Below are 14,242 nucleotides of genomic sequence, written 5' to 3'. Positions count from 1 at the left end.
CTGGCGGCGGCAAAATGCCCCGCGCGAGCAAACAATTGCTTGTACTTAATCGATTTGAGTGCCAAAACACGAACCGATGGAGCGTGGTTGGCCGGATCGATCACCATGGCTCCTCATCCAGATTCCTGCGCAGCGTTGCGGACGAACGCTCCCTTTCTCCGGCGCTGCGCCTTCCTACGGAGGTATAGACGTGGCACAGGCGGAAATCGGGCTTATCGGTCTCGGCGTCATGGGGTCGAACCTGGCGCTCAACATTGCCGAGAAGGGCAACAGGATCGCGGTGTTCAACCGCACCGCCGCCCGCACGAAGGAATTCTACGCGGAAGCCGGCGCGCTGAAGGACCAGGTCGTTCCTTGCGAGACCATCGAGGAATTCGTCGCCGCCATCCGTCCGCCGCGCCCGATCATCATCATGATCCAGGCCGGTGCCGCGGTCGACCAGCAGATGGAACTGCTGCGCCCCCATCTCGAAAAGAACGACATCATGATCGATGCCGGCAATGCGAATTTCCGCGACACGATGCGCCGCTTCGACGCGCTCAAGGATTCCGGCCTCACCTTCATCGGCATGGGCGTTTCCGGTGGCGAGGAAGGCGCGCGCCACGGGCCGTCGATCATGGTGGGCGGGACCGAGGAAAGCTGGAAGCGCGTCGAGAAGGTTCTGACCTCGATCGCCGCCAAGTACAAGGACGACCCCTGCGTCGCCTGGCTCGGTGAGAACGGCGCGGGCCATTTCGTCAAGACCATCCATAACGGCATCGAATATGCCGACATGCAGATGATCGCCGAAATCTACGGCATCCTGCGGGACGGACTGAAGATGAGCGCCGACGAGATCGGCGCGGTCTTTGCGGAATGGAACAAGGGGCGGCTGGAATCCTATCTCACCGAGATCACCGCCAAGGTTCTGGCCGCCGCCGATCCGATCAGCGGCACGCCGATGGTCGACATGATCCTCGACAAGGCCGGCCAGAAGGGCACGGGCAAGTGGTCCGCCATCGAAGCGCAGAACATGGGCGTCCCGGCGACCGGGATCGAGGCGGCGGTCGCGGCCCGCTCGATTTCCTCCATGAAGGGCGAGCGCGAGGCGGCGGAGACGATCCTCGGCCTGCCGGACGTTCCCGAACTCAAGGTGGCCGACAGGGCCGCCTTCATCAAGGATCTGGAAAATGCGCTGCTCGCCGGCAAGATCGGCGCCTATGCGCAGGGCTTCGCCGTCATGGCCGCGGCCTCGAAGGAATATGGCTGGAACCTGCCGATGCCGACGATCGCGAAGATCTGGCGTGCCGGCTGCATCATCCGCTCGCAGTTCCTCGACGAGATCACCAGCGCCTTCACGAAAGCGCCGGACGTGGCGAACCTCATCGTCACCCCGGCCTTCGCCTCGATGGTGAAGGAAACGGACGGCGCGCTGCGCCGCGTCGTTTCGACGGCGGCGCTTTCCGGTCTGCCGACGCCGGCGCTTGCTTCGGCGCTCGGCTATTTCGACAGCTATCGCCGCGCCCGCGGCACGGCGAACATCATCCAGGCGCAACGTGATTTCTTCGGCGCGCATGGTTTCGACCGCGTCGATGGTGCCGACAGCCATCATGGCCCCTGGGGTTCCGGCCTCAACGCCTGAGGCATACTGCGGAGCGAAGGAGCAAGGCCCGGCCGAATGGTCGGGCCGCGTGCGTTTTGGCAGATGGCCGGACGGAGGAGGGGGCGAGGGAGGAATCGTTTGACGCATTTCGACCTCGCCATGCCGGCACGGGCGCTGTCGCGCCAGACATGCGGATAAAATGCCCCGTCAGCCTGACGGGCGGGACGCGAAACGACAACGGATCGACGTGGAGGAGAAGACCATGGCATGGCAGCCGGCCGACAATCGTTACGATACCATGACCTATAACCGCGTGGGGCGCTCCGGCCTGAAATTGCCGGCGATCTCGCTCGGTCTCTGGCACAATTTCGGCGACGACACGCCGCATGAGCGCAAGGTCGATATGTGCCGGACGGCCTTCGATCTGGGCATCACCCATTTCGACCTCGCCAATAATTACGGCCCGCCGCCCGGCACGGCGGAAATCGCCTTCGGGGAGATCCTGCGCACGGATTTTGCCGGTCTGCGCGATGAGCTGATCATTTCCTCCAAGGCCGGCTACGATATGTGGCCGGGTCCCTATGGCGAATGGGGCGGCCGCAAGTATCTGATCGCCTCCTGTGACCAGAGCCTGAAGCGCATGGGGCTCGACTATGTCGACATCTTCTATTCGCACCGCTTCGATCCCGATACGCCGCTTGAGGAAACCTGCGGCGCGCTCGATCATATCGTGCGCTCGGGCCGGGCGCTCTATGTCGGGATTTCCTCCTACAATTCGCAGCGAACCCGTGAAGCGGCGGCGATCCTCAAGGATCTCGGCACGCCCTGCCTCATCCACCAGCCGAGCTATTCCATGCTTAACCGCTGGGTCGAGGACGACGGCCTGCTCGACGCGCTCGACGATCTCGGCATCGGGTCCATCGTCTTTTCGCCATTGGCGCAGGGGATGCTGACGTCGAAATATCTCGGAGGCATTCCGGAAGACAGCCGTGCGGCGCTCAATCATTTCCTGAAGAAGGACTTCATCCGTCCCGAGATCATCGACAATATCCGCAAGCTCAGCGCCATCGCCGAAGGGCGTGGCCAGACGCTGGCGCAACTGGCGATCGCCTGGGTGCTGCGGGGCGGCCGCGTCACCTCGGCGCTCATCGGCGCCAGCCGTTCCTCGCAGATCGTCGATTGCGTCAAGGCGCTGGAAAATCTGGACTTCACGGCTGCGGAACTGGCGGAGATCGACAATTACGCCCGGGAAGCCGACATCAACCTGTGGAAGCGTTCCGCCGAGCGCGACTGAGGCGAGGGTGCGGCGACACCCCGTGTTCCGCCGGACGACCCCTTCCCGGACAGGCGGGAAGGGGGATAATCCGCGTCAGCCGGGTTCGCCGAGGCAATCGCGCAGCGATGTGGCGATGCCCTTCATCAGCGTGAAATAAAGCTCCGGACCGGCATCGAAGGTGGCGGCTTCCGGATCGAGCGTGCCGGATTTCGCCGGGGTTCCCTCCAGAACGACATTCACCAGCTTCGGCTCGAATTGCGGTTCGGCGAAGACGCAGGTCGCGCCGAGGTCGACGACTTTCTGGCGGATTTTCGAAAGCCGGTCGGCGCCCGGCAGGGATTCCGGGCTGACCGTGATCGAGCCTGCCGTGCGTACGCCGTAGCGGTGCTCGAAATATTGATAGGCGTCGTGGAAGACGATGAACGGCTTGTCCCTGACCGGCGCGACGATCTCGACGATTTCCCGGTCGAGGGCATCCAGCCGCTCATTGAGCGCTGCAAGATTGGCCTCGTAGGAAGGGGCGTTGGCGGCGTCCTTTTCGACGAGTTTGCTGGCGATTTCCGCAGCCATTGCGCGGGCGTTCTGCGGATCGAGCCAGAGATGGCTGTCGAAGGCGCCGTGATCGTGATCGTGGCCTTCTTCGTGGGCATGTTCATGGCCTTCCGTCTCGCCATGCTCGTGGCCTTCACTCTCGCCATGCTCATGGTCTTTGTGTCCGGCCTCTTTCTCATGGTCGTGGTTTTCCCCGGTTTCCGTGCCGTGGTCGTGACCGTCTTGATGGGCGTGCTGCTCGTCCTCGGCGTGCGCGTGTCCATGATCATGGTCCTCGAAGGGACCGCCCTCACGGAAGGGGAGTTTTTCCAGTCCGGGCGCATCCTCCAGTTCGACCACCGTGGCCTTGACGCCGAGCGTTTCAAGCGGCTTTTCAAGGAAAGGTTCGAGTCCCGGGCCGACCCAGAACACCAGATCCGCCTTTTGCAGGGCCGTCGCGTTGGAGGGCTTCATGGAGTAGGTGTGCGGCGAAGCGGCACCCTCGACGATCAGCCCCGGCTCGCCGACGCCCTGCATGATCGCGGCGACGAGCGAATGAATCGGCTTGACCGAGACGACCACATCCGGCGTCCCGGCCCGGGCGGCGATCGCGCCCGTCGCAGTGAGAGCCGTGGTGAGAAGGAAGATGCGCAAGGCCTTGTTCATGAGCGGGTCCATCTTGATTGCGTTGGTAATGTTATTACATTTATTGCGTAATGCTATAACGTGTGTCATAGCAAGTGGCAACAGCCGGCTTGGAAAAATCGATGTTGCAAACGAATGCAGGAAATCTTTCACCGCTCGTCTCGCTTGCCGGGATGGGGGTGCGCCGTCAGGGGCGCTGGCTGGTCCGCGATGTGGATTTCTCCATTGCCCCGGGGGAGATCGTGACGCTGATCGGCCCCAATGGCTCGGGAAAGTCCACCACCGCCAAGGCGGCCATCGGCGTCTTCAGGCCCGACGAGGGCCGGGTGGAGCGGCGAGCTGGATTGCGCGTGGGCTATGTGCCGCAGAAGCTGGCGATCGACTGGACCATGCCGCTCACCGTCGAGCGGCTGATGACGCTGACCGGGCCGCTGAAGGGAGCCGAGACGGAGGCCGCGCTTGCCGCGACCGGAATTGCTCACCTCGCGCGCGCGGAGGTGCAGCATCTTTCCGGCGGCGAGTTCCAGCGCGCGCTGCTCGCTCGGGCGATCGCCCGAAAGCCGGATTTGCTGGTGCTCGACGAACCGGTGCAGGGCGTCGATTTTTCCGGCGAGATCGCGCTCTACGACCTGATCAAGACGATCCGCAACCGGACCGGCTGCGGCATCCTGCTGATTTCCCACGATTTGCATGTGGTGATGGCCGAGACCGATACGGTGATCTGTCTCAACGGCCACGTCTGCTGCCGCGGCACGCCGGAAACGGTGAGCCGGAGCGAGGAATATCGCCAGCTTTTCGGCGTGCGGGCGAGCGAAACGCTGGCCTTCTACAGCCATCATCACGATCACACCCACCTGCCGGACGGCCGCGTCCTGCATGCCGACGGCTCGATCACCGATAGCTGCCGGCCCGATGACGGCCATCACGAGCAGGTCCTGCCCAATGGCCGCGCCGGTCCGATGCGTATCGTCCACGCCCATGGCCCGGATTGCGCCTGCGGGCACGATCACGGCCCGGCGGAAGGCTCCGAAGCGGCGGAGGCGCGGCGCGATGTTTGACGATTTCTTCATACGGGCGCTTGCCGCAGGCATAGGACTGGCGCTCACGGTCGGGCCGCTCGGCTGTTTCGTGGTCTGGCGGCGGATGGCCTATTTCGGCGATACGATGGCCCATTCGGCGCTTCTCGGCGTCGCCCTGTCGCTGCTGATGGAATTGAACCTGACGCTGAGCGTCTTCGCCGTCGCCACGGCGGTATCGCTGCTGCTGCTCCTTCTCCAGAAACGGGGAACTCTGTCCACCGACGCGTTGCTCGGCATTCTCTCGCATGCCACGCTCGCCGTCGGCCTCGTCATCGTTTCCTTCATGACGTGGGTGCGCATCGACCTCGTCGGCTTTCTCTTCGGCGATATTCTCGCCGTCAGCCTGGCCGATGTGCAACTCGTCTGGGGCGGCGGCATTCTCGTGCTTTTCGCCGTCATCCGCCTGTGGCGGCCGCTGGTGGCCTCGACCGTCAATCCGGAACTGGCGGCGGCCGAAGGGCTGGAGCCGGAGAAGGCGCGGCTTGCCTTCATGCTGCTGATGGCGCTTGTCATCGCTATTGCCATGAAGATCGTCGGCATCCTGCTCATCACGTCGCTGCTCATCATTCCGGCAGCCACCGCGCGCCGTTTCGCGCGTAGTCCCGAAACCATGGCCACCGCCGCCTCGGTGATCGGCGCGCTCGCGGTCGCGGGCGGGCTGTTCGGCTCGCTGAAATTCGATACGCCTTCCGGCCCGTCCATCGTCGTCGCAGCGCTTGCGCTGTTCATCGCAAGCCTCGTTTCGAAAGCGGGAACGCGGGTGGCGGACCAGTCCGGAACCAGCCAGGGAGGTCGGGCATGACCACACATCGGCTCACGCGCAATCAGGCGCTGGTCTTCGACGTGCTGAGCGAAGCGGAAGCGCCGCTCAGCGCCTATACGATCCTCGACAAGTTGCGGGGGGACGGATTTCGCGCTCCGTTGCAGGTCTATCGGGCGCTGGACAAGCTTCTGGAAATCGGCATCGTGCACCGGCTGGAAAGCATCAGCGCCTTCGTGGCCTGCGCGCATCCGGAGGAAGACTGCCATGCTCATGGCGTGACCGCCTTCATCATCTGCGAAACCTGCGGCCAGGTGACGGAGTTCCACGATCATGTGCTGGAGGAACGGCTGAAGGGCTTTGCCCGCGCCCGGAACTTCAAGACCGACAAGACGACGATCGAGATCCGCGGCCAGTGCGCGGGATGCGCCTGACGGCGGATCAGTCGATCCGCTTCATTCCGCCGGAAAAGCGTTGCCAGTTGCGCACGTAGCTTTCCGCCGACTGGCGCAATGCCTCGACGGCCGCCTCGTCGAGCTGGCGGATGGCCCTGGCCGGCGCTCCGACGATCAGGGAATTGTCGGGAAAGACCTTGCCTTCCGTCACCAGCGCATTGGCGCCGACGAGGCAGTTCCTGCCGATTTCCGCGCCGTTCAACACGGTCGCGCCCATGCCGATCAGCGAATTGTCGCCGATGGTGCAGCCATGGATGATGGCGCGGTGGCCGATGGTGCAGCCTTCGCCGATGGTGACGGGTTTTCCGGGGTCGGTGTGAACGACCACGCCTTCCTGGATGTTCGAGCGGGCGCCGACGACGATCGGTTCATTGTCGCCGCGCAGCACCGCCCCGAACCAGATGCCGACATCCTCGCCGAGAACGACCCGGCCGATGACATGGGCGTCCGGCGCGATCCAGTAGCGGCCTTCCGGCGGCAGCGTCGGTGCAATGTCGTCGAGCATATAGAGCGGCATGGGCGAAACTCCGCAAGAGGCGTTGATTCCGGACCTTAGCATGCGACCTGCGGTCCGGGGCAAGGCGCAAGGGTGGTTTTCGCAGTCAGGATGGAGTATGTGCCGCCCATGATGCAGACGTCGCGCAACACATTCTATCACCGCGCCGTGAGCGGCGGGACGAAGATCTTCGCCACCGCGCCGATGATCGACTGGTCCGATTCCCGCTACCGTTATTTCGCGCGCCAGCTCACGAAAAACGCGCTGCTCTATACCGAAATGATCGTCGCCGACGCTATCCTGCGGGGCAATCGGGAGCGGCTGCTCGGCTGTCGTCCGGCGGAACATCCCGTCGCCCTCCAGCTCGGCGGCAGCGACCCGCAAAAGCTTGCCGAGGCGGCGCGGATCGGAGCCGGGTTCGGATACGACGAGATCAACCTCAATGTGGGATGTCCCTCGGACCGGGTGCAATCCGGTACGTTCGGCGCCTGCCTGATGCTCGAACCGGAAACGGTCGCCAGATGCGTGGCGGCGATGCGGGCGGCGGTGTCCATACCCGTCACCGTCAAGTGCCGGATCGGCGTCGACGACCAGGAGCCGGAGGTCGCGTTGCGCGCGCTTGTCTCCCGGGTCGCCGCCGCCGGAGCGGATGCGGTCTGGGTGCATGCGCGAAAGGCCTGGCTACAGGGGCTTTCGCCGAAGGAAAACCGCGATATTCCGCCGCTCGACTATGGTCTCGTTCGCCAGGTGAAAGCGGAAAATCCCGGACTTTTCATAGGGCTGAACGGCGGGCTTCATACGTTGAGTCAAGCGGTGGCCGCGATGGAAGGCCTCGACGGCGTCATGCTCGGGCGGGCCGCCTATCAGGATAGCGGGCTTTTGACCGGGGTGGACGGGCTTTTCCCCCATCCGCTGCAACCGCAAGCCTTCGTTTCCGCCGGATTGCCGGGCGATCCGCGCAGCCTGCCGGCTTCCCGCTGGGAGGCGGTCCGGGACGCCATGGCCACCCATGCCGCGGAGGTGATGGCCGAAGGGGGGCGGGTGGCGAATGTGACGCGCCACATGATCGGGCTTTTCCAGGGATTTCCCGGCGCGCGGCGCTACCGGCAGATCCTTTCGACGGAGGCGACGCGGCCCGGCGCGGGGCCGGAGGTGATCCATGCCGCTTTCGACGCCGTCCTTTCCGCCCGGCCGGCGGCGCAGGCGGCCGAGTGATCTTCCTGTGCACGGCCGCCGCGCGACCACAATTTCGTCGCCTCGGCGGCCGAAACTTGCGCCGCTTCACCCTTGATGCCCGCCCCTCGGGCGGCTAGGTGTGGGCAAGACCGGAACGAAGACGATACAGGTGACCGGGTGATCGATCCCTATGCCACGCTCGACATTGCACGCGATGCCGACGAACAGACCGTCAAGACCGCCTATCGCAAGGCCGCCAAGGGCATGCATCCCGATTCCGGCGGCGACGCCGATCAGTTCGCGCGCTTGCAGGCCTGCTACGACCTGTTGCGCGATCCCGTGCGGCGGAAAGTCTATGACGACACCGGTTTCGATCCGCAGCTTGCCGATCCGCGCGATCTCAAGGGCCTGATGCTGCTCGAGCCGCTGGTCAACGACGTCATCCTCGACGAGCGCGAGCCCGGCAGCTTCGATCCCCTGGCCGCGATGCGCCGGAAGCTTTCCGACGACATCGTCAAGAGCCGGTTCCACATTCTCGAGCTGGAGCGCCACCGCAACCGTGTGCGCCAGCACATCGACCGGCTCGGCCGCAAGGCCGGCACCGATTTTCTGGGCTCCATGCTGCGCGCCCGCTCGCAGTCGATCGGCGAGGCGATCCGCAACGCCGAAAGCCAGATCGGCGCCATCGAGCAGGCCTATGCCATGCTGGAAGGCTATTCCTATGAGCTTGCGGCGTCCGGGATCGGCACGTCCGCTCCCGTCGAGGCGCTCGAAGGCGAGGCGGCGGAATAGCCGCCCGGCCGGCAGCGGCATATCGCCCATGGTCCGTCAAGGAGTCCGGTGACGCCGGCCAGCGCCGGGCCTTTTGCTCCGGATTTTGAGATCGCGCGGCCTTCCAGGAGAGGGGGGCGATGCGGGCGCTGAAAATTATATCGCCATATATCCGTTTGATTATATTGAATATTTCATCGGTATCCCGCGGACGAAAGTGTGTGGCTGAAAAGAATGGCCTTGCCTATTGGTCGATAACAGCCTATTTAAGTGCTATCGAACTTTGCTAGTGACCTTTGTCTTTTGCCTCTTCGGCTCGGTCAGATTTCCTCTCATCGTCGATCTACCTGCGGCTCTCGGGCCGCTTTCTCAAACGATTGGAAGGATATCGTTATGAATACAGGCACAGTCAAGTGGTTCAACAGCACCAAGGGTTTCGGCTTCATCGCTCCGGACGACGGCGCGAACGACGTCTTCGTTCACATCTCGGCCGTTGAGCGCGCCGGTCTTCGTTCCCTCAACGAAGGTCAGAAGATCAGCTACGACATCGTCCAGGACCGCAAGTCCGGCAAGAGCTCGGCCGACAACCTGCGCGCCGTATAAGAATTGTCGTACCGCATCGCTGACCACGGATGTACTGGCAGCGGTGACGGTGATCGACAGGAAGAGGTCGGGTCATGCCCGGCCTTTTTGTTTTTTGGCCCGTATGAATTATCCATGGCGCCGCCATGAGCCGGGCGCCTTAAAGGATCGGAGACCCGGCGCGGTCTTCCGGAGCATTTCCAGCAAAAGTGCGAAGCGGTTTTGCGTGCGGAAATGCGGCTAGAATAAAGAGATAGAGCGGTTCTACCGATCCTGTGAAACCGGAACCGCTCTGAAGGAGGGAGCCTTCCGGCAGCCCGGGGGAAGCCATTTCAAGGCGGAACCGGGTGACGACGCAAAGCCGCTATCTGCGGCAGAGGAGCGACCGATGACAGCAACCCGACAGCAATTTTTCAAGCCGACCAAGGCCAGCGCCGCAAAGAAGGCGGAGGACACGAACTCCATCGCGAAAGGCATCATTGCCCAGGAGGCGGCTGACCGCGACAAGAAGACCGAGAGGCTGCGGGCGCAGCGTCTTGCCCGGGAAACCATGGAGCCCGCCCCCACGCCGGCGCCGGTGCGGAAGCGTAAGCAAGGGTAGAGGCAATTCCGGCCCGGTGAGAAAGCAGCGGAAGAGGCGGCGGCGGTGACGCGCCGATGCCGGCCGTCAAGCCGATATTTCGACATTCGTCTGCAAGGGCCGGACATAGGGATATCGCTGTCTGCCGGTGCTGATCGACCGCAAGTCTCGCAGTCTCCCACGTAGAAGCGCCATCGCCGTCTGGACGATCGCGCGAAAATCGCCGTCAAGACCCCGATCCTCGCGGAACCGTCCGTTGCCGGCGGCCGGTGAGGTCTGCCGCTATTTCCCCGGACGTCCGGTCTTGCCTTTGGTTCGTCCCTTGCGCTTCTGCTCGGCCGGATCCTCGTAGCTGCCGACACCGATCTTGCCCCGGCGTGTCTGACCGGGACCGTCGCCCGCCGCGGCATCGCCCGCGGACGGATGCGGGAAGCGCTTTGGAGCGCTATCGGATTCCGCCCGGGTTTCCTGCCGCCTGTCGACCGGCTTTTCCGTGCGGCCGACCGTCATTTCGTCGAGGCTGTTCTTCCTGAAGTAGCCGGTTTCCTCCTGCGCGCCGTTGCGGCCGAGAGGGCGTGCGACGTCCGTGCCGGGACCCATGTCGTCCAGCGACGGTTTCTGGAACAGGGATTTCGAAGCGGCCTTGCGGCCGCCCTCCTGCGATCTCGCCTCCTGCCGCGCCATCGGGTCGTCCATGACGGCGAGTTCGGCGGCCTTCAGCCGCTTGATCTCGTCGCGGATACGGGCGGCGGTTTCGAAGTCGAGATCGGCGGCGGCGTCGCGCATCTGCTTTTCCAGCGCTTCGAGATGCGCCTTGAGATTGTTGCCGACGAGATGTCCGGCGTCGGCGAAGCCCTTGCCGGAGACGCCGGAAATGTCGGCGCGCACATGGTCGCGCTCGTAGACCGAATCGAGAATATCGGAAATCTTCGCCTTCACCGATTCCGGCGTGATGCCGTTTTCCTCGTTATAGGCCACCTGCTTTTCGCGCCGGCGGCTGGTCTCGTCCATCGCCCGCTGCATCGAGCCGGTGACGGTGTCGGCATAGAGGATGACCTTGCCGTCGACATTTCGCGCCGCGCGGCCGATCGTCTGGACAAGCGAGGTTTCGGAGCGCAGGAAGCCCTCCTTGTCGGCATCGAGGATCGCCACGAAGCCGCATTCGGGAATGTCGAGACCCTCGCGCAGCAGGTTGATGCCGACGAGGCAGTCGAAAGCGCCGAGACGCAGGTCACGGATGATCTCGATGCGTTCCAGCGTGTCGATATCCGAATGCATGTAGCGCACGCGAATACCCTGTTCGTGCAGATATTCGGTCAGGTCCTCGGCCATGCGCTTGGTGAGGACGGTGACGAGGGTGCGATAGCCGGCCTGCGCGGTCTCGCGGATTTCGCCCAGCACGTCGTCCACCTGGGTCTTGGCGGAGCGCACCTCGACGGGCGGATCGATGAGGCCGGTCGGGCGGATGACCTGTTCGGCGAAGACGCCGCCGGCTTGCTCCATTTCCCAGTTGCCGGGCGTGGCCGAAACGGCGATCGTGTCGGGGCGCATGGCGTCCCATTCCTCGAAGCGCAATGGCCGGTTGTCCATGCAGGAGGGCAGGCGGAAGCCGTATTCGGCGAGTGTCGCCTTGCGGCGGAAGTCGCCCCGGTACATGCCGCCGATCTGCGGAATGGTGACGTGGCTCTCGTCGATGAAGATCAGCGCGTCGTCGGGGATATATTCGAAGAGCGTCGGCGGCGGCTCGCCGGGTTTGCGGCCCGTCAGATAGCGCGAATAATTCTCGATGCCGGCGCAGGAGCCCGTGGCCTCCAGCATTTCGATATCGTAGCGGGTGCGCTGTTCGAGCCGTTGCGCCTCCAGCAGCCGCCCGGCCTTCTCCAGTTCTGCAAGACGCTGCTTCAGTTCCTCGCGTATCGCCTTGATCGCGCCGTTCAGCGTCGGGCGCGGCGTGACATAGTGCGAATTGGCGTATATTTTCACGGATTGCAGGTCGCCGGTCTTGCCGCCGGTCAGCGGGTCGAATTCGGTGATGGCGTCGATCTCGTCGCCGAACATCGAGATGCGCCAGGCCGCGTCCTCCAGGTGGGCGGGGAAGATTTCGATCGTATCGCCGCGCACGCGGAACGAACCGCGCTGGAAATCCATGTCGCGGCGCTTGTATTGCTGCGCCACGAGATCGGCCAGGAGCTGTCGCTGGTCGAGCCGGTCGCCGACCTGCATCTGGAACGTCATGGCCGTATAGGTCTCGACCGAGCCGATACCGTAGATACAGGAGACCGAGGCGACGATGATGCAGTCGTCGCGTTCGAGCAGGGATCGGGTCGCAGCATGGCGCATGCGGTCGATCTGCTCGTTGATCGAGGATTCCTTCTCGATATAGGTGTCCGAACGCGGCACATAAGCTTCCGGCTGGTAGTAATCGTAGTAGGAAACGAAATATTCCACCGCGTTTTCCGGGAAGAAGTTCTTGAACTCGGAATAGAGTTGCGCGGCGAGCGTCTTGTTCGGCGCGAGGATGACGGCGGGGCGTTGGGTCTCCTCGATCACCTTGGCCATGGTGAAGGTTTTCCCCGAGCCGGTCACGCCGAGCAGCACCTGCGACCGCTCGCCGGACGAAAGTCCCTCGACGAGATCGCGGATGGCGGTCGGCTGGTCGCCGGAGGGCTTGTATTCCGTCACCATGCGGATCGGGACGCCGCCTTCCGACTTCTCCGGCCGCGCGGGGCGGTGCGGGGTCCACAGCTTGCCGTCCTTGAACAGCGGATTGCCGCTCTCGATCAGTTTCGAAAGCGCTTCGACGGTGGCGGTGACGCCGGAGCCGGCATTGAGCGACGAGGCCTCTTCCAGCGACACATCGAGGCCGGCGACGGGATTGAGGCCGGCGGCGGCGCGTGTCTTCGGGTCGGACGATCCGCCGATGGAGACGCCGCGGGACGTTTTGGAGGCCGTCACCTTCTCCGACTGGCGGCGCGCGGCGTTTTCCACCGTCTTGCGATGCCGGCCGGCCCTGGAGGCGACCTCGCGCCGGCTCTCGAAACTCTCGGCCTCCGCTTCGGCCTCAAGCTGCTTCACCCAGTCGGAAACGCCGCCGGAAAGCGGCGCGCCTTCGAGGGCAGACTGCGGAGCTTCCTCGAAACCTGGGGTCGGGGGGGTGGATTTCTTCGATGATCTGGCCATGGGGGGAATATGGAGAGAGTCAACGCGAAAGGGAAGGGGGACGGGTACAAAAGGGAAACGAACAGCCAGTCGCCTTGCCGTGCGCGGCGGCTTGTCGCAACGCCGTCTTGACGGCGGCGCGGGTTTCGCTATGCGCTTTTCCAGTTCCCTCTCTTACCGGATTTTCAGCCATGCCCCTCGGTCTCTCCGCCGCCATCTGGCCGGTCCTGCTGCTTTGCCTTTCCAACGTGTTCATGACGTTTGCCTGGTACGGCCACCTGAAATACAAGTCCGCGCCGCTTCTCGTCGTCATCCTGGCCAGTTGGGGCATCGCCTTTTTCGAATATTGCCTCGCGGTCCCGGCAAACCGGATGGGACACGCGGTCTATTCGGCAGCCCAGTTGAAGACGATCCAGGAGATCGTCACGCTGGTGGTCTTCGCGGGCTTTTCCGTCTTCTGGCTCAAGGAAAGCCTGACGTGGAATCACGCCGTCGGCTTCGCGCTGATCGCGCTCGGGGCGGCTTTCGTGTTCAAGGGATAGGTTGGTGGACGGTCATTCCACCGGAACCGGCGTCGGATGCCCGTCGCTGTCGAGCGCGACCATGACGAATGTGGCGCCCGTCACCCTTTCGAGCGTCGTCGTCAGGTAACGCTGCGCCCAGGCTTCCACCGACAGGGTGATCGAGGTGCGGCCGACGCGGGTGATGTCGGTATAGATGCTGAGTGTGTCGCCGATCTTCACCGGCAGTTCGAAGGCCATTTCCTTCACCGCCGCGGTGACGACGCGGCCGCTTGCGCGCTCGGCCGCGCGGATACCGCAGGCAAGGTCCATCTGGGCCATGACCCAGCCTCCGAAAATATCGCCGGCCGCGTTGGCGTCGGCGGGCATGGCAAGCGTGCGCAGGGTGAGTTGTCCGTTTGGCTGGGGCGTTTCGATCATGCGGCGGATCCTCTCCATCGTTCCTTCCGATGTAACGCAAGGCGCTTGCGGGAAAAAGGGGGATGCGGGGAAGGGACAAACCCTTCGTTTACCATGAGGCGATAAAATACCGCGCATTCGCAAGAGCATGGGCGGGTGGCGCTCCTTTGCGGACCGGGCCGTCCGAATACGGCCAAAGCCGCCATGCACCATGACCGGACAATCGCCTG

At 63.9% G+C, this 14,242-nt stretch carries 14 protein-coding genes; 10 read left to right on the top strand and 4 right to left on the bottom strand.

The genetic code is table 11. The features are described from left to right. Positions 1–190: 190 nt before the first annotated feature. Positions 191–1,621, top strand: a complete 1,431-nt coding sequence (gnd, locus tag KYK29_RS01890) for an NADP-dependent phosphogluconate dehydrogenase (protein ID WP_254689153.1) — start codon at positions 191–193, stop codon at positions 1,619–1,621. 223 nt (positions 1,622–1,844) lie between these two features. Next, positions 1,845–2,876, top strand: a complete 1,032-nt coding sequence (mgrA, locus tag KYK29_RS01885; RefSeq protein WP_254689152.1) for an L-glyceraldehyde 3-phosphate reductase — start codon at positions 1,845–1,847, stop codon at positions 2,874–2,876. A gap of 75 nt (positions 2,877–2,951) precedes the next feature. On the opposite strand, the gene KYK29_RS01880 is transcribed toward mgrA, so the two are convergent. After that, positions 2,952–4,055 (bottom strand): zinc ABC transporter substrate-binding protein, encoded by a 1,104-nt coding sequence (locus KYK29_RS01880; RefSeq protein WP_254689151.1) that lies wholly within the window; start codon positions 4,053–4,055, stop codon positions 2,952–2,954. Positions 4,056–4,156: 101 nt separating this feature from the next. Here KYK29_RS01880 and KYK29_RS01875 point away from each other — a divergent pair, with 101 nt between their 5' ends. The 3 genes from KYK29_RS01875 to KYK29_RS01865 are packed head-to-tail and all read left to right on the top strand — an operon-like array spanning position 4,157 to position 6,307. After that, a complete protein-coding gene (locus KYK29_RS01875; RefSeq protein ID WP_254689150.1) occupies positions 4,157–5,092 on the top strand; it encodes an ATP-binding cassette domain-containing protein in 936 nt (311 codons plus the stop codon). Beyond that, positions 5,085–5,915, top strand: coding sequence for a metal ABC transporter permease (locus KYK29_RS01870; RefSeq protein ID WP_254689149.1), 831 nt, complete (start codon positions 5,085–5,087; stop codon positions 5,913–5,915). Before KYK29_RS01875 ends, KYK29_RS01870 begins: the two co-directional genes overlap by 8 nt. Continuing rightward, positions 5,912–6,307, top strand: coding sequence for a Fur family transcriptional regulator (locus KYK29_RS01865; protein ID WP_254689148.1), 396 nt, complete (start codon positions 5,912–5,914; stop codon positions 6,305–6,307). The genes KYK29_RS01870 and KYK29_RS01865 overlap by 4 nt, the downstream gene beginning before the upstream one ends. 7 nt (positions 6,308–6,314) lie before the next feature. Here KYK29_RS01865 and KYK29_RS01860 read toward each other — a convergent pair whose 3' ends face one another. Next, entirely contained in the window at positions 6,315–6,845 is a 531-nt protein-coding gene (locus tag KYK29_RS01860) for a gamma carbonic anhydrase family protein (protein WP_254689147.1), read from the bottom strand. Positions 6,846–6,953: 108 nt separating this feature from the next. On the opposite strand from KYK29_RS01860, the gene dusA reads away from it, so the two are divergent. From dusA to KYK29_RS01840, 4 genes are all read left to right on the top strand, one after another. Continuing rightward, complete coding sequence (dusA, locus tag KYK29_RS01855) at positions 6,954–8,039, top strand: tRNA dihydrouridine(20/20a) synthase DusA (RefSeq protein WP_254689146.1); 1,086 nt, start codon at positions 6,954–6,956, stop codon at positions 8,037–8,039. Between the two features lie 138 nt (positions 8,040–8,177). Next, positions 8,178–8,792 carry a J domain-containing protein gene (locus KYK29_RS01850; protein WP_254689145.1) on the top strand — a complete coding sequence of 205 codons (615 nt, stop codon included), beginning with the start codon at positions 8,178–8,180 and terminating at the stop codon, positions 8,790–8,792. A 372-nt stretch (positions 8,793–9,164) separates the two neighbouring features. Then, the gene (locus tag KYK29_RS01845) at positions 9,165–9,374 is read left to right on the top strand and encodes a cold-shock protein (RefSeq protein ID WP_254689144.1); all 210 of its coding nucleotides are present in this window, start codon (positions 9,165–9,167) and stop codon (positions 9,372–9,374) included. Between the two features lie 367 nt (positions 9,375–9,741). Continuing rightward, positions 9,742–9,954, top strand: coding sequence for a hypothetical protein (locus KYK29_RS01840; protein ID WP_254689143.1), 213 nt, complete (start codon positions 9,742–9,744; stop codon positions 9,952–9,954). 261 nt (positions 9,955–10,215) lie between these two features. On the opposite strand, the gene uvrB is transcribed toward KYK29_RS01840, so the two are convergent. After that, positions 10,216–13,113, bottom strand: coding sequence for an excinuclease ABC subunit UvrB (uvrB, locus tag KYK29_RS01835; protein WP_254689142.1), 2,898 nt, complete (start codon positions 13,111–13,113; stop codon positions 10,216–10,218). A gap of 170 nt (positions 13,114–13,283) precedes the next feature. On the opposite strand from uvrB, the gene KYK29_RS01830 reads away from it, so the two are divergent. Next, a complete protein-coding gene (locus tag KYK29_RS01830; protein WP_254689141.1) occupies positions 13,284–13,634 on the top strand; it encodes a DMT family protein in 351 nt (116 codons plus the stop codon). A gap of 12 nt (positions 13,635–13,646) precedes the next feature. On the opposite strand, the gene KYK29_RS01825 is transcribed toward KYK29_RS01830, so the two are convergent. Next, positions 13,647–14,033, bottom strand: coding sequence for an acyl-CoA thioesterase (locus KYK29_RS01825; protein WP_254689140.1), 387 nt, complete (start codon positions 14,031–14,033; stop codon positions 13,647–13,649). Positions 14,034–14,242: the final 209 nt, after the last annotated feature.

Source organism: Shinella daejeonensis, from assembly GCF_024281235.1.
Taxonomy (GTDB): domain Bacteria; phylum Pseudomonadota; class Alphaproteobacteria; order Rhizobiales; family Rhizobiaceae; genus Shinella; species Shinella daejeonensis.
The sequence above is the reverse complement of the archived record's forward strand: the minus strand, read 5'-3'. Positions and strand labels throughout refer to the sequence as shown.

What these genes read in the sequence shown, in the direction of transcription:
- mgrA (WP_254689152.1), top strand. Translation starts at nt 1,845, where the DNA reads ATGGCATGGCAGCCGGCCGACAATCGTTACGATACCATGACCTATAAC.
- KYK29_RS01880 (WP_254689151.1), bottom strand. Translation starts at nt 4,055, where the DNA reads ATGAACAAGGCCTTGCGCATCTTCCTTCTCACCACGGCTCTCACTGCG.
- KYK29_RS01875 (WP_254689150.1), top strand. Translation starts at nt 4,157, where the DNA reads ATGTTGCAAACGAATGCAGGAAATCTTTCACCGCTCGTCTCGCTTGCC.
- KYK29_RS01870 (WP_254689149.1), top strand. Translation starts at nt 5,085, where the DNA reads ATGTTTGACGATTTCTTCATACGGGCGCTTGCCGCAGGCATAGGACTG.
- KYK29_RS01865 (WP_254689148.1), top strand. Translation starts at nt 5,912, where the DNA reads ATGACCACACATCGGCTCACGCGCAATCAGGCGCTGGTCTTCGACGTG.
- KYK29_RS01860 (WP_254689147.1), bottom strand. Translation starts at nt 6,845, where the DNA reads ATGCCGCTCTATATGCTCGACGACATTGCACCGACGCTGCCGCCGGAA.
- dusA (WP_254689146.1), top strand. Translation starts at nt 6,954, where the DNA reads ATGATGCAGACGTCGCGCAACACATTCTATCACCGCGCCGTGAGCGGC.
- KYK29_RS01845 (WP_254689144.1), top strand. Translation starts at nt 9,165, where the DNA reads ATGAATACAGGCACAGTCAAGTGGTTCAACAGCACCAAGGGTTTCGGC.
- KYK29_RS01840 (WP_254689143.1), top strand. Translation starts at nt 9,742, where the DNA reads ATGACAGCAACCCGACAGCAATTTTTCAAGCCGACCAAGGCCAGCGCC.
- uvrB (WP_254689142.1), bottom strand. Translation starts at nt 13,113, where the DNA reads ATGGCCAGATCATCGAAGAAATCCACCCCCCCGACCCCAGGTTTCGAG.
- KYK29_RS01830 (WP_254689141.1), top strand. Translation starts at nt 13,284, where the DNA reads ATGCCCCTCGGTCTCTCCGCCGCCATCTGGCCGGTCCTGCTGCTTTGC.
- KYK29_RS01825 (WP_254689140.1), bottom strand. Translation starts at nt 14,033, where the DNA reads ATGATCGAAACGCCCCAGCCAAACGGACAACTCACCCTGCGCACGCTT.